This is a genomic window from Thermogemmata fonticola (assembly GCF_013694095.1).
GTDB classification, from domain to species: domain Bacteria; phylum Planctomycetota; class Planctomycetia; order Gemmatales; family Gemmataceae; genus Thermogemmata; species Thermogemmata fonticola.
On sequence record NZ_JACEFB010000001.1, the window covers coordinates 652,677 to 673,243 of the forward strand.

Annotated in this window: 11 protein-coding genes and 1 pseudogene; 10 read left to right on the plus strand and 2 right to left on the minus strand. The window is 62.7% G+C overall.

Annotated elements, in window-relative coordinates; genetic code table 11:
* Nucleotides 1–21: 21 nt before the first annotated feature.
* From H0921_RS02395 to H0921_RS02420, 6 genes are all read left to right on the plus strand, one after another.
* Nucleotides 22–1,785, plus strand: a complete 1,764-nt coding sequence (locus tag H0921_RS02395; RefSeq protein ID WP_194536412.1) for a thiamine phosphate synthase — start codon at nucleotides 22–24, stop codon at nucleotides 1,783–1,785.
* A gap of 298 nt (nucleotides 1,786–2,083) precedes the next feature.
* Nucleotides 2,084–2,563, plus strand: a complete 480-nt coding sequence (locus H0921_RS02400; RefSeq protein WP_194536413.1) for a hypothetical protein — start codon at nucleotides 2,084–2,086, stop codon at nucleotides 2,561–2,563.
* A gap of 256 nt (nucleotides 2,564–2,819) precedes the next feature.
* The gene (locus H0921_RS02405; protein WP_194536414.1) at nucleotides 2,820–4,091 is read left to right on the plus strand and encodes a hypothetical protein; all 1,272 of its coding nucleotides are present in this window, start codon (nucleotides 2,820–2,822) and stop codon (nucleotides 4,089–4,091) included.
* A 366-nt stretch (nucleotides 4,092–4,457) separates the two neighbouring features.
* Nucleotides 4,458–5,939, plus strand: coding sequence for a DUF1501 domain-containing protein (locus tag H0921_RS02410; protein ID WP_194536415.1), 1,482 nt, complete (start codon nucleotides 4,458–4,460; stop codon nucleotides 5,937–5,939).
* A gap of 443 nt (nucleotides 5,940–6,382) precedes the next feature.
* Nucleotides 6,383–7,909, plus strand: a complete 1,527-nt coding sequence (locus H0921_RS02415; protein ID WP_228498897.1) for a hypothetical protein — start codon at nucleotides 6,383–6,385, stop codon at nucleotides 7,907–7,909.
* A gap of 234 nt (nucleotides 7,910–8,143) precedes the next feature.
* The gene (locus H0921_RS02420; RefSeq protein ID WP_194536416.1) at nucleotides 8,144–11,080 is read left to right on the plus strand and encodes a PVC-type heme-binding CxxCH protein; all 2,937 of its coding nucleotides are present in this window, start codon (nucleotides 8,144–8,146) and stop codon (nucleotides 11,078–11,080) included.
* Nucleotides 11,081–11,298: 218 nt separating this feature from the next.
* Here H0921_RS02420 and acs read toward each other — a convergent pair whose 3' ends face one another.
* A complete protein-coding gene (gene acs, locus H0921_RS02425) occupies nucleotides 11,299–13,254 on the minus strand; it encodes an acetate--CoA ligase (protein ID WP_194536417.1) in 1,956 nt (651 codons plus the stop codon).
* Between the two features lie 108 nt (nucleotides 13,255–13,362).
* Between acs and H0921_RS02430 the strand changes: the two genes are divergently transcribed.
* The 4 genes and pseudogenes from H0921_RS02430 to H0921_RS02445 all read left to right on the plus strand — a co-directional run.
* Nucleotides 13,363–14,241, plus strand: coding sequence for a carbon-nitrogen hydrolase (locus tag H0921_RS02430; RefSeq protein ID WP_194536418.1), 879 nt, complete (start codon nucleotides 13,363–13,365; stop codon nucleotides 14,239–14,241).
* 95 nt (nucleotides 14,242–14,336) lie between these two features.
* Nucleotides 14,337–16,724, plus strand: coding sequence for a glycoside hydrolase family 2 protein (locus tag H0921_RS02435; RefSeq protein ID WP_228498898.1), 2,388 nt, complete (start codon nucleotides 14,337–14,339; stop codon nucleotides 16,722–16,724).
* A 328-nt stretch (nucleotides 16,725–17,052) separates the two neighbouring features.
* Nucleotides 17,053–17,505: an Hsp20/alpha crystallin family protein gene (locus tag H0921_RS02440; protein ID WP_194536419.1), complete on the plus strand. Its 453-nt coding sequence runs from the start codon at nucleotides 17,053–17,055 to the stop codon at nucleotides 17,503–17,505.
* Nucleotides 17,506–17,893: 388 nt separating this feature from the next.
* A pseudogene (locus tag H0921_RS02445) lies at nucleotides 17,894–18,619 on the plus strand (dienelactone hydrolase family protein); the annotation flags it as partial.
* 38 nt (nucleotides 18,620–18,657) lie between these two features.
* Here the strand turns inward: H0921_RS02445 and H0921_RS02450 are convergent.
* Complete coding sequence (locus tag H0921_RS02450; RefSeq protein ID WP_194536421.1) at nucleotides 18,658–20,523, minus strand: alkaline phosphatase family protein; 1,866 nt, start codon at nucleotides 20,521–20,523, stop codon at nucleotides 18,658–18,660.
* Nucleotides 20,524–20,567: the final 44 nt, after the last annotated feature.

Here is a 20,567-nt window from a genome sequence, read left to right on the forward strand (position 1 = left end):
CCCAACCCGGAATCACCGGCCATGGAGTACTTGCTCAGCCCCGGCGCCGAACGGGCTATGACCGCTGCCCAAAGCTGGGCGGCACGCCTCGGTTCGGAAATTGTACAGCTTACCCACTTTATCTTAGCCCTGCTCGACGAAGAGGAAGGGCGGGTTGCCCAATTGCTTCACCGCCTTGGCCTGTCCCCCGATCGGCTGCGGGAACAACTCCTCGCTCTGCCCCCCGCTCCCCCCGTTCCCTCCCCGGAAACCTTGCTGGCCCTGGCACGGGACTGGTCCCTCTCTTGCCGACAAGACCCCCAAGTGCTGACCGATGCCCTATTGCTGGCGGTGCTCCAAATGGACCCTCAATACGCCGCTGCCGTTGCCCCCTTGGGCCTGGATTTGCCTCGTCTCCAGGCCGCTGTGCTCCCCGCTTCCCCTGCCCCGGAATCCGCCGCGGAATCCACCCCATACCCTCTCTCGCAGGCTTGGCCGTCGCCGCTGCCCCCGCCACCCTCCGAGACTTCCCCTCGTGCTACGACGACCAGCCCGACAGCAGAATCGGCCCCGCCGCCTGCCCCCCAACTCACCCTGGAACCAATCCAAAATGCGCCTTCGTATCCCCCGCCGGATGCGTCCTCGGTTTCCTCAACCTCTGTCCTGATCTCTCCAGCTTCTGCCGCGCCCGCCGTGTTCGACGCCGTTGCTCCACCCTTGCCCTTGCTGCGGGTGCTGGATACCAACTGCAACCGGGCACGCGAAGCCCTGCGGGTCCTGGAGGACTTTTGCCGCTTTGTCCGTAACGATCCCTCTTCAACCGAAGAGGTCAAAACGCTGCGGCACGACTTCGCCCGCTGGGAACAGCGACTGCCCCTGTCGCTTCGCCTTTCCGCCCGCGATACCCCCGCGGATGTCGGAACGACTCTCACCGCTGCTGGCGAATATCAGCGCGCGTCCTTAGAACATGTCTGCCAAATCAATCTGAAGCGCTTGCAGGAAGCGCTGCGCAGCCTGGAAGAGTACGGCAAGCTCCTTGATCCCTCCTGGGCGAAACACGCCGAGCAATTCCGCTACCGCACCTATCACTTGGAAGGGCGCTTGCTCCATTCTTCCCGGCGGCAGCAACTCTTGGCTCAAGCCCGCCTCTACTGGCTCTTCACCCCTTCGGCGGCAGGAGAACGTTGGGAATGGCGGCTGGAACAGGCCTTAAGCGGCGGAGTGCAGGTCGTCCAATTACGGGAAAAACACCTGGCTGATCGAGCTTGCCTGCAACTGGCCCAAGCTCTGCGGCGGCGTTGCCACCAGGCCCGCGTATTGTTCCTCGTCAACGATCGACCGGACCTGGCTTTGTGGTCGGAAGCCGATGGCGTCCATTTGGGGCAGGACGATCTGCCAATCGCTCAGGCCCGCCATCTGTTGGGCAGGGAAGCTCTCATCGGGGTCAGTACCCACACGATCGAGCAGGTCCATCAAGCGTGGCAACAAGGGGCGGACTACATCGGCATCGGTCCGGTATTTCCGTCACAAACTAAGGCATTCGATCATTTCCCCGGCCTGGAGTTTGTGCGGCAAGCGACGGCGGTGTCGGTGCGTCCGGCCTTCGCGTTAGGAGGGATCACACCGGAGAATCTCCTCCACGTGCTGGCCGCGGGTGCCCGCCGCATTGCGGTCTCGGCTTGCCTGTCTCAGGCCAGCGATCCCGCTTCCATCGCCGCCCAACTCCGCGCCCTCCTCGACTCCTATGCGCTACCAGGTGTCAATTCCGTGGACTCAAGTGGGCCCGCCCCCGTCCCGGCGCCTTAAATCCTTCCACTGCCAAATCGACACATCCTCTCCGTAAAAAGCGTGGAATTGTTCCAATTCTCCCTCGCCACTTGCTCTTTACAAAAATCTCCTCTTTCGCCATTTTACCGCCATCCTCACGGTGCCGATTTGAACTATTGGCAGGATAGATGATTTATGGTAAACTCAGGCACTTGGTAAAATGGGACAAATGCATAAAGTAATCCAAGCCCAAGCACCCCGCGCAGGGATAGTGGCCTCCGTAGCTCGTCAGGCGACAGCAGATTCTCCGCAAGAGGTCTTGGCTCGGAGCGAGAGAATGGACGCTATACGTGACTTTCTCACCACCGTCCGCCAGGCGAATCTCGTCCCAGGAAACCTGCGCGCCCTGTTGCACATCCTTGTGGGCCGCAAGATCACCCGCCCCGATGGCACGGTCGTCTCCACGGGCCTAACTTGGCGGCAAACCGCGTCCTATCTCCGCCTGCTTCGCTTTGAGCCTCAACTCGCCCGTGAGGTGAACTTGGACCCCGACACCTTGAATATCCGCGATCGCGACCGCTTCTGGTATACGGTCATTGCCCACGCTCAGATCGATTCTCCCGCTGCCGTCGCCGAGGCGGACAAACTCGCTCCCCTCCTTCTCCAGCACGGCTACATCGTCGGCCCGCCACCCGCCGGCTTGACACAGACTCCGCCGCGCCCTGTACCATCCCCAACTCCCCCGCCATCACCTACGCCTGTCCAAAAACCCAAGCCGTCATCTCCCAAAACTTCGTCTCGTAAAAAGAAGACGTAAAAGACCCTACTACCTCCCTATTTCCTTCTCGTTGTCTGGTGTGTCCTCAACATCTGACCCTCTCCAAATATGAAAGTCTCGAAATCTCACTTTTAGCAGCGTTCTCGCAGTTGGCCCGTCTTTTTCGAGCATATGATTGTTTGACTTTCCCGGTTTTTCGCATTAGGGTTCCATAAACTGTCCCTGTGCCGGGTGGCGGGTGGGCGGTTCACCTCGACCGGTCGGCACCACCTCACTCTAACCTGGAGTAGCTGCAATGTTCTCGGCCAAGACCTTCTCACGCCGCCGTGGGACTTCCACCCCAGCCCAGGCCGCCGCCTCTCGACGCCTGACCCTCGAACGCCTCGAAGAGCGTGACGTTCCCGCCGGCATCGTCAGCGTCTTCGCCTCACAGGGCAGTTTCGCGGGTACTGTCAACCTCGTCATCACCGGCGATGACTTGGACAATCAGGTGGACATCGTCCGGGAATCCGGCCAGGTCAAAATCATCGCCCAAGGGACAACCGTGCTCCACTACAACCTGTCCTCGAACCCTGGGGTCAGTGTCACCCCCACCTATACCCAGATCACCTTTGATGCTTCAGGAGGCATCCGGGACATTTCGATCACCATGGGCGGCGGCCATGATGCCGTGCGGGTCAGCGCCATTGGCAATCATTCCTTCGGCAACTTTGGGGTCAATTTGGGCAGCGGCAACGACTCCTTCCTCCTCCTGGGGTCTTCGTCCACCGCTCCGAATATCAATTTTGTCAATTCCTTCTCCCTGGATTCCGACAGTGGGGACGACTTGGTCTATGTGTACAAAACCGCCCTTTCGGGTGGCACCGTTTCCACCGGGGAGGGGAATGATACCGTCTACCTCAATGATTGTGGGGTTGCTATCTCCACTTCGTTGGGTGCGGGGAATGACACCCTCCTGGTGAATAGCTGCCGCTCAGGCCCATTTTCCGCGGACTTGGGCAGTGGGAATGATCAGGCCAACTTCACCGGCAATAACAAGTTTGGACGCTTGTTTGGGAGCACTTGGGACGGCGGTTTGACGGTGGTGGGGGGTGGTGGGCATGACCTGTTGAGCTTCAGCGGTCGTACAGAGGTGCTCAACAAGCTCAACATCGACCTGGGGGTGGGGAATGACCGCCTCTTGGTGGCCGCCGCGGCCAACGCCGCCGACCCGGCCACCCTGAGCGTCGATGGCCCCGATGGCCAGGTCAACGCCCTGATCCGTCTGCAAGCGGGGAATGACCTCGTCCGCTTCGGCACCGGTGCGGGCAGCGGTCCGAGTGTGAACTTTGCGGATCAGACGCGGTTGGAGATGGGCAGTGGGGACGATGCGTTGTTCATTCGCAATGCGATCTTCAACTTGCTGATCGCCTTGTTGGGGGATGGGAACGATCAGGTGTTGAACAACTGGGGTGGCAGCGGGGTGACAGTGGGTGCGGGGTCGAAGCTCCACGGTGGCGCCGGGGTAGACCTGCTGCCCAGCGGTTGGACCACCCCTCCCAACCTGACCATCCTGGCCATTCCGTAATAAAGCGTCTTAGCTATACCGTAATAAAGACTGTGAGTTTCCGTCTCTTTAATAAAGACTGTGAGTTTCCGTCTCTTTTGCTGTTTTGGCTAGAGCCAGAGGGAGGAGGTCCTTCCGAGCAAGGGAGAAGCTGACCCCCTGAGTGAGGCCACGGCTATCCCCCTGGGGATTAAGCTGCCGGGTGGTTAGCATTTCCTGCGGAAATTTTTGCAAAAAACATTTGCACTCTCTATTAGGAATGGTTATAGTAAGGATGAATCCTGCCACCCCATGGGGGTTAGTCTGTTCGTTGAGGTGTTCGCTCCCGAAGGTTGTTCCTACCTAACGCATTCCATTCCGGTCTGAGGAGAAAGGGGAGAAACGGCCATGTTGGTGATTCCGGGTGCAGCAGCAAAGAGTGATTGTGATGGCATCACCCGCCGGGATTTGCTGCGGATCGGCGGCTCCGGGGTGTTGGGGATCACCCTGCCGCAGATTTTCGCTTTGCAGAAGGCGAGTGCGGCCAAGGCAACCGCGACGAATCCGGCATTGGCCGGCGGAGGGCGGGGATTCGGCAAGGCGCAATCGGTGATCTTCATTTATCTGCAAGGCGGACCCAGCCATTTGGATTTGTGGGACCCGAAGGATAACGTGCCGGAGAAGGTCAAGAGCGTTTTCAAGCATCAGCAGACGGTGCTGCCCGGCGTGTATGTCACGGAGTTGTTGCCGCGGATCGCCAAGATTTTGGACAAGACGACGCTGATTCGGACGATGAGCTATACGCCGGTGGGCTTGTTCAATCACACGGCAGCGATTTATCAGATGCACACGGGTTATACGACGGACAAGGTTAGCCCGTCGGGGCAATTGGAGCCGCCGAGTCCGAAGGACTTCCCGACGTTGGGGTCGAACATCATCAAGTTCAAGCCACCCACGGTGCCGATGCTGCCGTTCGTCATGATGCCGCGCCCGCTTCAGGAATCCAACGTGGTGGGCAAAGGCGGGACGGCGGGATTCCTCGGCAAGGCTTATGATCCGTATCTGCTCTATCCTCCCGGCGACGATATGGACATGAACAAGATGGACCGCATCCGGGTGGATGATTTGAAGCTGCGGGAAGAGCTGACGCCGCTGCGGATGCAGCGTCGGGCGACCCTGCGGGAGACCATCATCAAGGGAATGCCGCAGTTAGAGGAGGCGGTTTCCAAGTATGATTTGGACGAGTATTACGGTAAGGCGTTGAGCTTGATTGTCAGCGGTCGTGCCAAGAAGGCGTTCGATCTGGCCTCGGAGCCGGCAGCGGTGCGGGAGCGGTACGGGAAGAACACCTTCGGCCAGTGCTGCCTGCTGGCCCGGCGCCTGGTGGAAGCCGGCACTCGCTTCGTCGAGGTCATTTGGCCCAAAGTCGCCAACAGCGACCGGCACTCTTGGGACGTGCATGTGGGCTTGTCCCAGCGGATGAAGAACGAGTCAGCACCGATGCTGGACGCGGGAGTCTCCGCCTTGATCGAGGACCTGGATCAACGCGGCCTGTTGAGCGAAACCCTGGTGGTGGTCGTGGGAGAGTTTGGCCGCAGCCCGCAGCGTGGCGTGAGCACCTCTGGCAATCAGAACGCCGACGACGGGCGGGACCACTGGCCGTATTGCTACACCGCCCTGATCGCCGGAGCCGGAGTCAAGCGCGGCTATGTCCACGGCAAGAGCGACAAGACTGCCAGCGCCCCGGTCGAAAATCCCGTTCATCCCACCGAGCTGTTGGCCACGATCTATCACTCCGTCGGCATCAAGCCGGACACCATCGTTTACAACCACCTCAATCAGCCCCGCGAGTTGGTCAAAGGGGAAGTGGTGACGGGCGTGCTGGCCTGATCGGGCGTGTTGGCCTGATCCTGTGGCCCTGGCCGCACGGCCGCTGACACTGACATTCCACAGTCCCAAAGGTGGCTGGTTCCCCGGCCACCTTCTTTTGCGCCCCCGTCCCTCCGAGTCGAGTCCAATGCCGCTCGGACTTATTGCCACGTACTCCACCGCCAGCCATCCGGTTCAGTCCGCTGCCGATTCAGTCTTGCAGTCCGAGCTATGTCGATCCCCAGAAGGGAAGGCGTTTCTTCCCAAGGTGGACTGGCATTTTTTCCCAGGGAAGCAGCGGGTTTTCCCAGGGAAGCAGGGGGTTGTATGGGAGGCGTGGAAGGTGGACGGCCCCGTTTGGGGGGCCGGTATTTTTCCCTAGGAAGCGGCAGATTCATCGGGTAATGTAAAAGTACGGATGCCCACACTTCGCCCCAATTCGATCTGATCAGGGGGAAAAAGCCATGGCAGAGGGTATGGATCGGCGTGATTTTTTGGCCTCCTCGGCGATGGTGCCGGCGTTGCCGTTTTTAGGCCAACTGCCCGCCGTGGCGGCGCAGGAGGCCCGGCTGCAGCCTCAACTTGTCCGCTTCGAGGAGAGCATCGAACCGCTCGTGCGGCTGATTGAGGAGACGCCCGCGGATCGCCTGCTGGAAGAGGTGGCCGGGCGGATCAAAAAAGGGATGTCCTACCGTCAGCTTTTGGCGGCGCTGTTTCTGGCCGGGGTGCGGAACATTCCGCCGCGGCCGAATGTCGGGTTCAAGTTTCACGCAGTGCTGGTCATCCATTCGGCACACCAGGCGGCACTGGCCGGCCCCGATCGGGATCGCTGGCTGCCGCTATTCTGGTGCCTGGATTACTTCAAGCGCGCGCAGGGACAGGCCATCCGCGAAGGGGGCTGGCGGATGAAGCCGGTGGCGGAGGGACGCGTACCGACGGCGGAACAGGCTCAGGCCGCCTTCCGCGAAGCGATGACCCGTTGGGATGAAGAGGCGGCGGATGGAGCGGCAGCAGCTCTGGCCCGCCACGTGCCCGTTCACGAAGCCTTCGAGCTATTCGCCCACTTTGCGGCCCGCGATTTCCGGGACATTGGCCACAAGATCATCTACGTCGCCAATGCTTTCCGCACGCTGGAAGTGATCGGCCATCAGCACGCCGAACCGATCTATCGGTCCCTGGCCTTTGCCCTGCTCCGCCACGAAGGAAAGAATCCGGCGCAGCATGATCTGCCCGCGGACCGGCCTGGACGGCGGACCCAGGAAGCGCTCCAGAAGCAGAAGGCGAGCCTGGCAGAGGGAGCGAAGGCTTCCCCAGCGGAGGGGGCGGCGGTGCGTCAGGAAGTGCTCGAAGCCTTGCGGCGGGGCAGCGATGCCGACCTGTTCGCCCTCGTCTGGGACGCTTTGTTCCAGCGGCGAGTCGCGCCTGCGGTGCTCTGGGAGGCGTTACATCTCGGAGCCGCCGAGCTGCTCATGCGTCAGCCGGGTATCGTCAGTTTGCATACGCTCACCTCGCTCAACGCCTTCCACTATGCCTTCCGGACCAGTCACGATCGGTGGAACAACCGCGCTTGGCTCTTACTCCAGGCGGCGAGCTTCCTGCCGCTGTTCCGCGAGTCGATGAAAAACCGCGGTCCGCTGGGGGAGGCCCGGATCGATACCCTCGCTCCTGCGGAGGCGTCCTCCGCAACGGCTCCGGAGGCCATCTTTGCTGCCCTTTCCAGGGACAAGCTCCGCGCCGCCCAGCAGGCATTGGCCTTCCTCCAAAACAACCCCACCGGCATCCGCGACCTCAGCGATGAGGCCCGCCGCTGGATTTTCCTCAAAGGGAACGATGCTCACGATTACAAGTTCAGCTCCGCCGTGCTCGAAGACACCGAGCTAATGTCTCCCGGCGTGCGGGAACGCTTCCTGGCAGCCAGTCTGTTCTGGCTCAAAGGGGCGGATGCCGCGGACTCCCCCGTCGTTCGCCGGACACGGGCGGCCTTGGGCTAAGCAAGCGCAACCCCGGCGGACCGCGCCGCGCCGTTGACTGGAAGTTTCGGAATTGTTCCCCACCCTAGCTTCATGCTGCACTCCGAGGCCCTTCCCGGCGGCGGTCCCTCTAGATGCTTCCGGGAACAGCACCCGCTGGCCGTCTCGTCAAAGGATACAACAGGGGCATAATGTCCTGGGAGGACCGGGCGAGCGACCCGCTTACCCCTTTCTCCTGAGCGAGGCCAAGGAACCATGCGTGCACTACCGCCCATCGTCGTACTGATTGGCGCCGTCTGCGCAGTTCTTGGGTACGCACATCCAGGCACCGGCGGAAACCAAACGGAAGGCGAAGGCCGTTCAAGCAAAGCCGCTTCGGCTCCCAAGGCGGAATGGCCGCGGGTGCTCGATGAACGCTTGGAAATCCGGCGGGTGATAGCAGCTCCGGAAATTGTGCATCCCATCGCTATCGACTGCGACGCCCAGGGACACCTGCTGGTCATCGAGAGCCATACGCATTTCCGGCCCAGCAACTACCGCGGACCGCAATTCGATCGGGTTCGCCGCTTGCAGGATACCAACGGCGACGGCCAAATCGATCGCATTACCACCTTCTTCGAGGGGACCACGGCCACGATGGACCTGGCCGTACATCCCGACGGTTCGGTTTACGTGGCGACGCGCAACGAAATCCTCCGCCTACGGGATCGCGACGGGGACGGACAAGCCGACGAGAAGGTCCGCCTCGTGTTCCTCGACACGCCCGGAAACTACCCGCATAACGGACTATGCGGCTTGTGCTTCGACGCGCAGGGGGACCTGTACTTCGGCCTGGGGGAGAACCTGGGGGAACCCTACACGCTGCGCGGGGCGGACGGCCTCACTCTCAAAGGCGGCGGCGAAGGGGGCAACATCTATCACTGCACAGCGGAGGGCAAAAACCTGCGCCGCGTGGCCACGGGGTTCTGGAATCCCTTCGGCATCGGCCGCGATGTCTTCGACCGCCTTCTCGTCGTGGATAACGACCCGGATGCTTCCCCGCCCTGCCGACTCCTCCACCTTGTCGAAGGGGGGGATTACGGTTACCAATTTTGCTACGGCCGGAGCGGCCGGCATCCGTTTCAAGCCTGGAACGGCGAGCTGCCTGGCACGCTGCCGTACATCAGCGGTACGGGCGAATCGCCGTGCGAGGTGCTTTTCTACGATTCCGACGGCTTGCCGGAGGAATACCGCGGCACCTGGCTAGTGCCCATTTGGGCCGAGCACCGTCTGGAGTGCTATCTGCTTCAGCGGCGTGGGGCCAGCTTTTCTGCCGAGCGGCGTGTGCTGGTCCAAGGGGGCAACAACTTCTTCCCCGCCGGTCTCACGATCGCACCGGATGGCTCAGTGTACCTGAGCGACTGGGGTTCCCGTAGCTACGAGTTGCACGGGCAAGGGGCGATCTGGCACATCCGCCGCAAGGGCGCCTCCGCTCCCATTCGGCCGGCCCGCCCCGAACACGCCATCCTCAGCAAGGACCGCCGGACACGCGAGCAAGCCGCCCGCCAACTCCGCCAAACCCCCGAAGGACACCGACTCCTGCGACAACAACTCCAGGCGGAGGATGTGCACGTCCAGGCCACCGCACTGACAGCCCTGTGCCAGGCGGGGGAAGGCGCGGACCTTCTCGTGCCGCTCGTCCATAACCCCAGCGAGAACCTGCGGGAACTGGCGATGCGCCGCCTGCTGAAACTGTCACCACCCCTGCCCGCGGACAAATGGGCCGAAGTGCTCGAAGAGCAGCCCCCCGCCGTGCTGGCCCTAGCCATTGCGGACCCTCAGGTTCCCGTGTCCCTGGACATGCTGCGGTCCTGGGTTGGCGGTCCGGACCCCTTCCTGCGCCACGCCGCCATCCTGCGCTTGGCCCGTGAGGAGCGGCTGCGGAAGGAATGGCACCAGTTGAAGCCGCGGCTTCCCGAAGAGCGCGTCGCCTTGTTACTGGCGGACCGGGCCTCGACGGCAGCGGACCGCCTCCAGCGCCTGCCGGAGTATCTCCGCGACCGCGACCCCCAGGTGCAATTCCTGGCCGTCAAATGGGTCAGCGACGAAAAGCTCATCGCCTACCGGTCGCACATTCTAGAGTTGATCCCGTACAGCAGCATGGACAGCCGCTCGTACCGGGGCGAGGAGGTGAACCTGCGCCTATTTACAGCTTTGCACACGGCCCTAGCCCGCCTCGATGGCAAAGCGGTCGATGAAAAGGCCCTCGCGGACGCCTTCTTCCAGAGCGTCAAAAACTCCGCCACACCCCCGAATCTCCGCCGGGCCGCCCTCCAAGCCCTTCCCGCTTCGTACAAACCCCTGACCACCCAGCAATTGCTCCCATGGCTATCCGAACCAGATGAGCGTTGGCAGATCGAAGTGCTCCGCTTGCTCAAGGAACGCGGCGACAAACAAGCCATCAAGGCCGTGTACGCCTTGGCCGCCGACCCGCGACAGAGTCCCTCCGTCCGCTGCCAAGCCATCCTGACTTTATCCGCTCTGACGACCCAGTCCAAGTACTTCCTCAGCCTCGTGGGTGACAGCCGGCCGGAAGTTGCTCAAGAGGCTTTGCGTGCTCTGACGGGTGCCCGGCTAAGTGCCGAGGAACGCCAGCAGCTCCAAAAACTGGCCCAGGAAAAGCTGGAATTGGAACCATTCGTCCGGCGGGTGTTGGGGGAGAAGGATTTATCCGAGCGGCGGCGCCCTGCCCCGCAAGACATAGACGGCTGGATGCGCTTCTGGCGGCTCGGTCCTGGGGACCCGCAAGCGGGCCGGCGCGTCTTCGAGTCGCCCCGACTGGCCGGTTGCTTCAAATGCCACCGGGTCGAAGGCCGCGGCAACACCATCGGGCCGGACTTGAGCCTCATCGGCCGCGTGGAACCGCGCGCGCTTTGGGAAGCGCTCCTCCAGCCCAGTGCCGTGGTCGCTCCGCGCTACCAGACCTGGCAACTCATCACCGCCGATGAACGGACCCGCCTGGGCGTGCTCGCGGGCACCCACTACGACCAGGTCGAATTCATCGACGAAAATGGGCAGCGCTATATGCTCCGCAGCACCGACATCGTCTCCATGCGGGCCGTGCCCCAATCGATCATGCCAGAGGGACTGCTCGACCTGCTCACGGATCAGGAAATCCGCGATCTGATGGCCTACCTGATGTCCCGGCAGTAGGAAGGCTGCGGGCTTGGCCCTCAATGCCGAACCGGACTGATTTTTGAGCTCCACAAGTCCCTCGACCGGCACGATGCCGCGGCTTGGCATTCCGAGCCAAGCGTTCAGGATGATTGGCTATCTGCGCAGAAGCATTCCTTTTCTGCGCGTCAGTTTTTCTCCTGTCTTCCCGTCAGTCTTCCTCCTGTCACCGCGTCCATTTTCCTCCTGTCCCCACGTTAGCCTTCCTCCTCTTCGCGGAGTCGGGCCAGGATGCTGAAGTCCTCCAGGGTGGTCACGTCACCGGTGGTGGAGCGGCCGGCGGCGATGTCCCGCAGCAAACGGCGCATGATTTTGCCGCTGCGGGTCTTGGGCAGAGCGTCGGTGAAGCGGATGTCATCCGGCCGGGCGAGGGCGCCGATGTCCTTGACCACATGGGCTTTCAACTCTTCCTTCAGCTCCGCCGAGGGTGTGACGCCCTGCTTGAGCGTGACGAAGCAGACTATGCCTTCTCCCTTGATTTCATCCGGCCGTCCGACGACCGCCGCTTCTGCCACCTTGGGGTGATGGACCAGAGCGCTTTCGATCTCCATCGTGCTGAGGCGATGGCCGGAGACATTGAGGACATCATCGACCCGGCCCATGATCCAGAAGTAGCCGTCTTCATCTTGGCGGGCGCCATCCGCGGTGAAATAGACGCCGGGAATCTGGCCCCAGTATGCCTGGCGATAGCGTTCATCATCGCCGTAGATGGTCCGCAGCATGCTCGGCCAGGGCCGCTGAATAACCAAGTAGCCGCCGGTGTTGGGCGGCACAGGTCGGCCGGCTTTGTCCACGACGGCAGCGCGAATCCCCGGCAAGGGCCGCGTGGCACTGCCCGGCTTGGTCGGCACCGCCCCCGGTATCGGCGCGATGAGGATCGCCCCGGTTTCCGTCTGCCACCATGTGTCCACGATGGGGCAACGCCCCCCGCCGATGACCGTGTGATACCACATCCACGCTTCCGGATTGATCGGTTCGCCCACGGAACCCAACAGGCGCAAGGAGCTAAGATTGTGCTTCCGCGGATGCTCCTCTCCCCATTTGATGAACGAGCGAATCGCGGTCGGAGCGGTGTAAAAGATCGTCACCTTGTACTTTTCGATGATCTGCCAGAAGCGGTCCTCCTGGGGATGATTGGGCGCCCCTTCGTAGAGGACCACGGTGGCGCCATTGGCGAGCGGGCCGTAGACCACGTAACTGTGGCCGGTGACCCAACCGACATCGGCGCTGCACCAGTACACATCCTCATCGCGGATGTCGAAGACCCAGCGGTGGGTCAAGGCGGTACCCAGGAGATAGCCGCCGGTGGTGTGCAGTACGCCTTTCGGTTTGCCCGTCGAGCCGGAAGTATAGAGGATGAACAGGGGGTGTTCGCTATCGAGCACTTCCGGCGGGCAATCGGGGGAGGCGTCCGCCATCAGTTCATGCCACCAGAAATCGCGGCCGGGAACCATTTGGACCGGCTGGCCGGTGCGGCGCAGCACCAGGCAGGTCTTCACCGTCGGGGATTTACTCAGGGCAATATCGACGTTGTCTTTGAGGGGGACGATTTTGCCGCGCCGCCAGCCGCCGTCAGCCGTGATGATGAGTTTGGAACCGGCGTCGTTGTTCCGGTCGGCGACTGCTTCGGCGGAGAAGCCGCCAAAGACCACCGAGTGCGTCGCGCCGATGCGGGCGCAAGCCAGCATGGCCGCCACCGCTTCCGGTACGAGGGGCATGTAGATCGTCACCCGGTCGCCCGTGCGGATTCCCAGCTTTTTGAGGACGTTGGCCAAGCGGCAGACTTCCGCATGCAACTGGCGGTAAGTCCACGCCTGGCTGTCGCCCGGTTCCCCTTCCCACAGAAGGGCGATCTTGTCGCCCCGGTTGGCCAAATGCCGGTCCAGGCAGTTGTAGGATGCATTGAGCTTGCCGCCGACAAACCAGCGGGCGTGCGGGGCATTCGACCAATCGAGCACCTGGGTCCAGGGGGCGAACCAGTCCAGGATTTTCGCCTGCTCAGCCCAGAAGCCGTCCGGGTCGCGTTCCGCCCACTCGTGCAAGCGCTGGTATTCCTGGGGGTTGATCCGCGCCTGGCGGACGAATTCCTCCGGCGGAGGAAACAGCCGCGTCTCTTTCAACACGCTTTCGATCGTCGCTGCGGGAGAGGTCATAAGTCCAGGTCCTCCTTTCACAACATCCGATAGCGTCGCTGTTTTGCTTTACCATATCAGGCGTTCGCCCTACAACAAGCACGGCGAGGAATCAGGCGGGAGGAAGCTATGGGTGAGCAGTGGACGGTAGCGGCAATCCAGATGCGCATGGCAGCGGAGAAGGAAGAGAACCTCGCCAGGGCCGAGGAGGCAATCGCGGAGGCGGCCCGCCGCGGCGCCCAAATCGTCTGCCTGCCGGAATTGTTCACCAGTTATTACTTCTGCCAGGTGGAGGACCCGGCTTATTTCGATCTGGCCGAACCGATCCCCGGCCCCAGCGAAGCCCGCCTGGCCCGCGCTGCCCAGAAGCACCGCGTCGTCCTCATCGGTTCCCTCTTCGAGAAGCGCCTGCCCGGCATCTACCACAACACGGCGACTGTTCACGATAGGAATGGCCAACTCGTGGGCATCTACCGCAAGATGCACATACCCGAAGACCCGCTTTACTTCGAGAAGTATTACTTCACGCCGGGCGATACCGGCTTCCGTGTGTTTGACACCGCTGTGGCAGCGGTGGGTCCGCTGGTCTGCTGGGATCAGTGGTTCCCGGAAGCGGCTCGGCTCGCCGCCCTGCGCGGGGCAGACATCCTCTGCTATCCCACGGCCATCGGCTGGCATCCGCGGGAAAAGGCCGCCTTCGGCACCGCCCAGCACGACGCCTGGGAGACCATCATGCGGGCGCATGCCATCGCCAACGGCGTCTATGTCTGTGCAGTCAATCGCGTCGGGCACGAAGTCCTGGCCGGAGAAGGGCTGGAGTTCTGGGGCGGCTCGTTCCTCTGCGACCCCTTCGGGCGCATTCTCGCCAAAGCCAGCCACGACCGGGAGGAAATCCTTTTGGCCTCCTGCGACCGCCGTCTGCTCGAAGACGTCCGCCGCCATTGGCCCTTCCTGCGCGACCGCCGCATCGATGCCTACGCCGACCTCACCCGCCGGGCCTTGACCTAGCGGGGCCATCCCGACCTTGTCTTTCGTCGCGGACCCTTGCGAAGTGTACCGAACGTGTGAAGAACTAGCTGCCCGTCATTCCTGGAGCTACAACGATGCCATACTACCTTCCGAGCCATCGGCTGCCCCTATCTCTCCGAGCCATACGATTCGCCATGCTTGCAGTGCTGGCGGCTTCCCCTGTTTGGGGCTGGCTCGGCTTCTGGGGCTTGTGCAATACACCGCAGCCCGGCTTGGCCGCAGAGGCGGACCCACCCGCGGGACAGACAACCGGGCAAACGGTCTGGAAACCCGCCCCCGCTCCGCTGATGACCCGCTGGGGCCGGCAAGTCACGCCGGAGAACCCTTGGCCGGAGTATCCCCGCCCGCAACTGGTGCGCCGCCATTGGCTCAATCTCAACGGCTTGTGGGACTATGCCATCACGCCGCGCCAGGAAATGTTCCCGCGCGAGTGGCAGGGGAAAATCCTCGTCCCCTACCCAGTCGAATCGGCCCTGTCGGGAGTCGGAAAGAGCGTCGCGCCGGACCAGCATCTGTGGTACCGCCGCCACTTTGAGGTGCCCGCCGCGTGGAAAGGACAGCGCATTTGGCTCCGCTTCCAGGCGGTCGATTGGGAAGCCACAGTCTGGCTCAATGGCCGCAAGCTCGGCACTCACCGCGGCATGTCCGACCCCTTCGGCTTCGACATCACCGAGGCCCTCCAGCCCGGCAGCAATGAGCTGATCGTGCGCGTCTGGGACCCGACCGACACCGCCGCCCAACCCCGTGGCAAGCAAGTCCGCAAACCGCATGGCATCTGGTACACCGCCGTCACCGGCATCTGGCAGACCGTCTGGCTGGAACCGGTTCCCCCTGGCGGAATCCAAGGTCTGCACTTCACCACAGACATCACGCGCGGAGAGGTTACGGTCCATCCCCACGGCTTGCAGGATAAGGACCGCTACCGTGTCAGCGTGCGCCTCGGCTCGCAAACCCTCCTCCAGCAAACCTCCGCAGATTCTCGCCCCCTCACTTTTCGCCTGGAGCAACCGCGCCTCTGGACCCCCGATACGCCTGCCCTTTACGACGTCACCCTGGAAGTGCTCCGGGGAGAGGAGGTGAGCGATCAGGTTGAGAGCTATTTTGCTTTCCGCAGCGTGTCGGTGGGCAAGGACCGCCAGGGTTTCCTCCGCATTCTGCTCAACGGCCAGCCGCTGTTCCAATTGGGCACTCTGGATCAAGGCTGGTGGCCAGACGGACTGCTCACCCCGCCTTCGGATGAGGCCATGCGCTATGACCTGGAGGTGCTGAAGCAACTCGGCTTCAACATGCTCCGCAAGCACATCAAGGTGGAACCGGCGCGGTATTACTATCACTGCGATCGGCTCGGCTTGCTCGTCTGGCAAGATATGCCCAGCGGGGGCGTCCCGGAACGCGGCCACTTCCTGCCGCCGCAAGCCCCGCAGGACGCCCGGCTGACCGAGGAGGAAAAGCGTCAATTCCGCGGCGAACTGCAGGCCATGATCGATCACCTGCGCTTCTTCCCCTGCATCGTGGTCTGGGTGCCCTTCAACGAGGGCTGGGGGCAGCACGACACCAACGACATTCTCCGATTCGTCAAAACTTATGATCCGACCCGGCTGGTCGATGGCCCCAGCGGCTGGGCCGACCGCGGCTTCGGCGACCTCAAGGACCTGCACAGCTATCCGGGACCGGCGATGTTCCCGCCCCTGCCCGATCGCGTCAGCGTGCTCGGCGAGTTCGGCGGCCTGGGACTGCCCATCCCCGGCCATCTCTGGAAAAACACCGACAACTGGGGCTACCGCACCTATCGCACCACCGAGGAGTTGCGCCAGCACTACGCCGCTCTCATCCGGCGTTTGCACCCGCTCATCGCTAAGGGACTCGCCGCCGCGGTCTATACTCAAACCACCGATGTGGAAGTCGAAGTCAACGGTCTGCTCACCTACGACCGGGCGGTGCTCAAACTCGACCCGGAACAGACCCGCCGCTGGCACCGCGCCCTCTTCGGACCTATTCCCCGCTACCGGGAATGGATTCCCACCTCCGAGCAGGCGGGCCGTCCCTGGCGCTACACTCTGCGTCCGCCCGCCGAGGGCTGGGAAAAGCCCGACTTCGACGACCGCACATGGACCGAAGGCAGCGGCGGTTTCGGCACGAAAGGGACGCCGGGCGCTGTCGTGCGCACGGAGTGGAAAACCGCGGACATTTGGCTGCGCGGCGTCTGGGAACTCCAGGAACAGCCCCGCGGGGAGCTGTGGCTCCGCATCCATCACGATGAAGACGCGGAGGTGTACCTCAACGGCATCCTCGCCGCCCGCCTGACCGGTTACACCACCGACTACGTGGAAATTCCCCTCCCGGAATCCGCCCGGCAAGCGCTCCGGCCAGGCAAAAACATCGTCGCCGTCCATTGCCGCCAAACCCGCGGGGGGCAATACATCGACCTCGGGTTGGGTGAGCTGCTGCCTGCGGAAAAATAACACCGCTGCCTAACTGCGATGGCTCGATAGCAGCGAGGAGCCTCGCACCGCTTCGGTCCGGCGCTTGTGCCTCTCAGGCACACTGGGCCGACAGACGCATGTCAGAGCCGCACGCCCCTATGGCAAGTGTGCGCTTCCTGCTCCTGGCCCTGGCATAAGAAGCCCAACTCCTCAACTCATCACGTGGGAAATAGTTAGGCCTCGGTGTGATCGCCGCCGGAAACTTCGGCACTCCATCTGCAATCTAAACCGGTGCCGATGGGCCATCGAAGCGGTCCCGATGGCCTTCCCAGGAGAGGTTGGAGGTACTGGAAAGGAGGGTAGCACCATGGCAACGGCTTTGACTCGGTGGCGTCCCACGACATGGGGATTGCTGGAATCCTTCCGGCGCGAAATGGACGATTTGATGGCGCGCTTCTTCGGAGAAGAGGGGAACGGCGAGGCGTTGACCACTTGGGCACCCCGTGTGGACGTGGAGGAGACGGAGAAGGAAATCCTCGTCAAGGCAGACCTGCCGGGCGTGGACCCCAAGAATGTGGAAATTGCCATTGAAAACGGGGTGCTGACCATCCGCGGCGAACGCAAGGAGGAACGGGAAGAGAAGAAGAAGAACTATCACCGCGTCGAGCGCTTCATGGGCACCTTCTATCGCGCGATCCCGCTGCCTCCGGGCGTTGATGCGGATAAGGTCACAGCCACCAGCTCCCAAGGCGTGGTCACCATCACCGTCCCCAAGAAACCAGAAGCGCAGCCCAAGAAAATCGTCGTCACCCCAAAATGACGGCGCCAGGATGGTGGGCACGACTGCGTGACGCCTTCCGGCGGCTCTGTGAGAGGTGACCTTTTCCCCTCCTAACTCTCATGCCTCACTCATGAGGCGGGAGTATAACACAGAACACGCAGTGTCAAGGAAGGTACAGGGCAGAGAAAATCCCGAGGCGAGGAGGCCCCGGCAGTAAACGCCGACCCTCGCCTCGCCGTTTTTTGGACCAATCCCCTGAACGAACGCTCAAGTTGGGCGAACAGCCAAGCGGGTTCAGAGCGCATACGGTGAGGCCAAACACGTTTTCCGGCAGCATCCGCAAAGAAACAGGAGTTATGCCGCTATGTCGCTTTTCGAGAGTGGGCTGGGCAGGACGGAGCTATCCGACTCGTCGATGGCGCCCTTTCCGCCGGAGCCGCCCAGCAGTGGTAGTCTGCCGAGCGGAAACTCCCAAGACGAAGTGGAGATTCCCCTGCGTCCCGGTTTGAGCCTGCCCGGTACGTTGTGGCTGCCGCACAAGCCGCGGGGAATCGTGGTCTTCGCCCACGGCAGCGGCAGCAGCCGCCACAGCCCGCGGAATCGCTACGTGGCCTCGGTGCTGGTCGAGGCGGGGTTTGCGGCTTTGCTCTTTGACTTGCTGACCGGTCTTGAAGCAAGCGATCGCCGCAAGGTTTTTGACATCGAACTTTTAGCGGACCGTTTGGTGCAAGCAGCGACATGGGCGGTGCAGCAACCGCGGATCACCGGCTTGCCGTGTGGCCTCTTTGGGGCGAGCACGGGCAGTGCGGCGGCTTTGCTGGCGGCTGCAAGCCATCCGTCGCTCGTGGCGGCCATCGTCTCCCGCGGCGGGCGGCCCGACCTGGCGAGTCAGGACCTCCCCTTCGTCCGCGCCCCCACCCTGCTGATCGTCGGCGAAAATGATGAACCAGTCCTCACCTGGAACCGCCAGGCCTTCGACCTGCTGACCTGCCCCAAAGAGTTGGTGGTCATACCAGGAGCGACCCACCTGTTCGAGGAACCTGGCGCGTTGGAGCAAGTCGCCGAACTGGCCCGCGATTGGTTCCTCCGCTACTTGCTTTCCCCTTCTCCACCGCCGCCTGACGACATCCCCAAGGTGGAGGATTGGGTGTAGGCCCGGCATTCTTCTCCGTAGGCTCAGCATTCTTCTTCCTAACGTGAATGCCGGGGTGCAGACCCGCCCGGTTTGGCCGCCAGGGTTTTCGGCACGGGAAACTCCGCCTGCTGGGGCGGGCGCAACCCCAAATAGTGAGCGAAGATGGCGGCGATCGCTTGCGGCGTCGTGGCTTCGTGGCGCACACCGCCGGCGATGCCCGGACCGTAAACCAAAAGCGGTACATGGGTGTCATAACTGAAAGGCGCGCCGTGCGTCGTGCCCGTGCTGGGGGTGGCCGGATTGGACGAGCGGGGCAGGCAATAGGGTTTGAGCACGATCACGACATCGCCGCAGCGGTGAGGATGGAAAGAGCGCGCCATGCGCCGCCCCACGGTCTCCGTGGCCGGGAAGCCTTGAACCAGCTCCTTACGAGTCCAGGCGCGGTACACCTCGGCCTGCTCGTTCAGAAAGCGAGCCGTTTCCTGGGCCACTTCCTCACGGCTTTTCCCCACTGCTGCTACCACACGCGGATTCAAATACAGCCACGGCAGCGAGACCGCCTCGAACCAACTTGCCCGCCGGCCCAGGGCGCTGCCTTCCTCCGTCTTCAGGGCGTAAACGCGGTTGAGATGCTCCTGAGTCTGCTCCAACAGGCGGCGGACCTCAACCCTCTGAGCGTAAATCTGGCGCTGGCGCGAGACCTCCGGCAGCGGGCAGATGCCATGATCCGCCGTCAAGGCGAGCAGATACTTCCCCCGCCCCACCTGGGCATCCAGGAACTGGAGCAAGTCCGCCACGATCCGATCGCTGCGCAGGGTGATGTCCAGCACCTCTTGCGAATCCGGCCCCCACGTGTGGCCCACCAGGTCGTTGGACGAAAAGCTGATGACCAACAGATCGGGGATGTCATCGCTGCCGAGCTTTTCCGCAGTGATGCAAGCCTTGGCGAACTCCGCGAGCAGCTCATTGCCGAAGGGGGAGTTGGCCAGAGCTTCGTAGTATTCCCGTCCCGGTGCGCGCCGTTGCGGCGGATGGAGCGGATGGGGGAAGGTCCGCCCCTGGGACCAGCCCCGCGCTGGGTCCTTCGCAGCGGTCACCCGCGCGCCGATGCCTTCGCCCTCCTGATCATCTGGCCCGCTCCAGCGCGTGTAATCGATGTCCTTGCGGTAGCGTTCCCAGGACTGGCCAAACCACCGCTGCACCACCTGGTGGCGTTCAAAGGCCTCGACCCACTCCGGGAGCCGTTCAGCGTAGTAAGTCGAGGTGACGAAGCGCTGAGTGAACCAGTAGGCGCCATCGGGACGGCGTCCGACGGGGAGAATCGCCGAGCGATCCTTGAGCGACAGGCCAAAGATTTTGGCCGCGGGATGGGCACTGCGTAAAACGTCCGCCACCGTTTCCGCCAGGAGCCGGTCCGGGGTCCCCGCCTGAGGCACACGCGGCTTGGCAGCAGGGGACGGCGTTTCCGCCTCGTTCCCTTTGCTATCCTTGGGAACCGCAGGCACCAGCCGATAGCGCGATGACGTGGCGCAATACACCTCCTCGCCGTCCTCGTACCAGTTATTGTTGACGATGCCGTGACGATCGGGACAGGTACCAGTTAGGATCGAGGCATGGCCGGGACCAGTAGTCGTCACGCCGTAGGGGTAATGGCAGTGGATGAACCACGCGCCCTCCTGTTGCAAGCGGCGGAAACCATCCGGTCCCCAAAGCGGTTCCCAGCGCTCCAGGAAATCTCCGCGGAGTTGATCGAAAACCAGCAGCACCGCTAAGCGCACTTTCGGATTCGCGACCGCTGACCCAGAAGACCCTCCGACCGTCTGGCTTATCTCCCCGGCGACCGAGATGCCCGCCGTCGGGGTCAACTGCCACAGTCCCGCCAGGATCGCCAGTAAACCCGCCAAAGCTACGTGCGCGCGCATCTGCTCCCCTCCTCTTGCTGGAATGCCCCGCTTCATGCCGCCTC

Coding starts and splice junctions, on each gene's coding strand:
- H0921_RS02395 (WP_194536412.1), top strand. CDS start 22: ATGGAGTACTTGCTCAGCCCCGGCGCCGAACGGGCTATGACCGCTGCC.
- H0921_RS02400 (WP_194536413.1), top strand. CDS start 2,084: ATGGACGCTATACGTGACTTTCTCACCACCGTCCGCCAGGCGAATCTC.
- H0921_RS02405 (WP_194536414.1), top strand. CDS start 2,820: ATGTTCTCGGCCAAGACCTTCTCACGCCGCCGTGGGACTTCCACCCCA.
- H0921_RS02410 (WP_194536415.1), top strand. CDS start 4,458: ATGTTGGTGATTCCGGGTGCAGCAGCAAAGAGTGATTGTGATGGCATC.
- H0921_RS02415 (WP_228498897.1), top strand. CDS start 6,383: ATGGCAGAGGGTATGGATCGGCGTGATTTTTTGGCCTCCTCGGCGATG.
- H0921_RS02420 (WP_194536416.1), top strand. CDS start 8,144: ATGCGTGCACTACCGCCCATCGTCGTACTGATTGGCGCCGTCTGCGCA.
- acs (WP_194536417.1), bottom strand. CDS start 13,254: ATGACCTCTCCCGCAGCGACGATCGAAAGCGTGTTGAAAGAGACGCGG.
- H0921_RS02430 (WP_194536418.1), top strand. CDS start 13,363: ATGGGTGAGCAGTGGACGGTAGCGGCAATCCAGATGCGCATGGCAGCG.
- H0921_RS02435 (WP_228498898.1), top strand. CDS start 14,337: ATGCCATACTACCTTCCGAGCCATCGGCTGCCCCTATCTCTCCGAGCC.
- H0921_RS02440 (WP_194536419.1), top strand. CDS start 17,053: ATGGCAACGGCTTTGACTCGGTGGCGTCCCACGACATGGGGATTGCTG.
- H0921_RS02450 (WP_194536421.1), bottom strand. CDS start 20,523: ATGCGCGCGCACGTAGCTTTGGCGGGTTTACTGGCGATCCTGGCGGGA.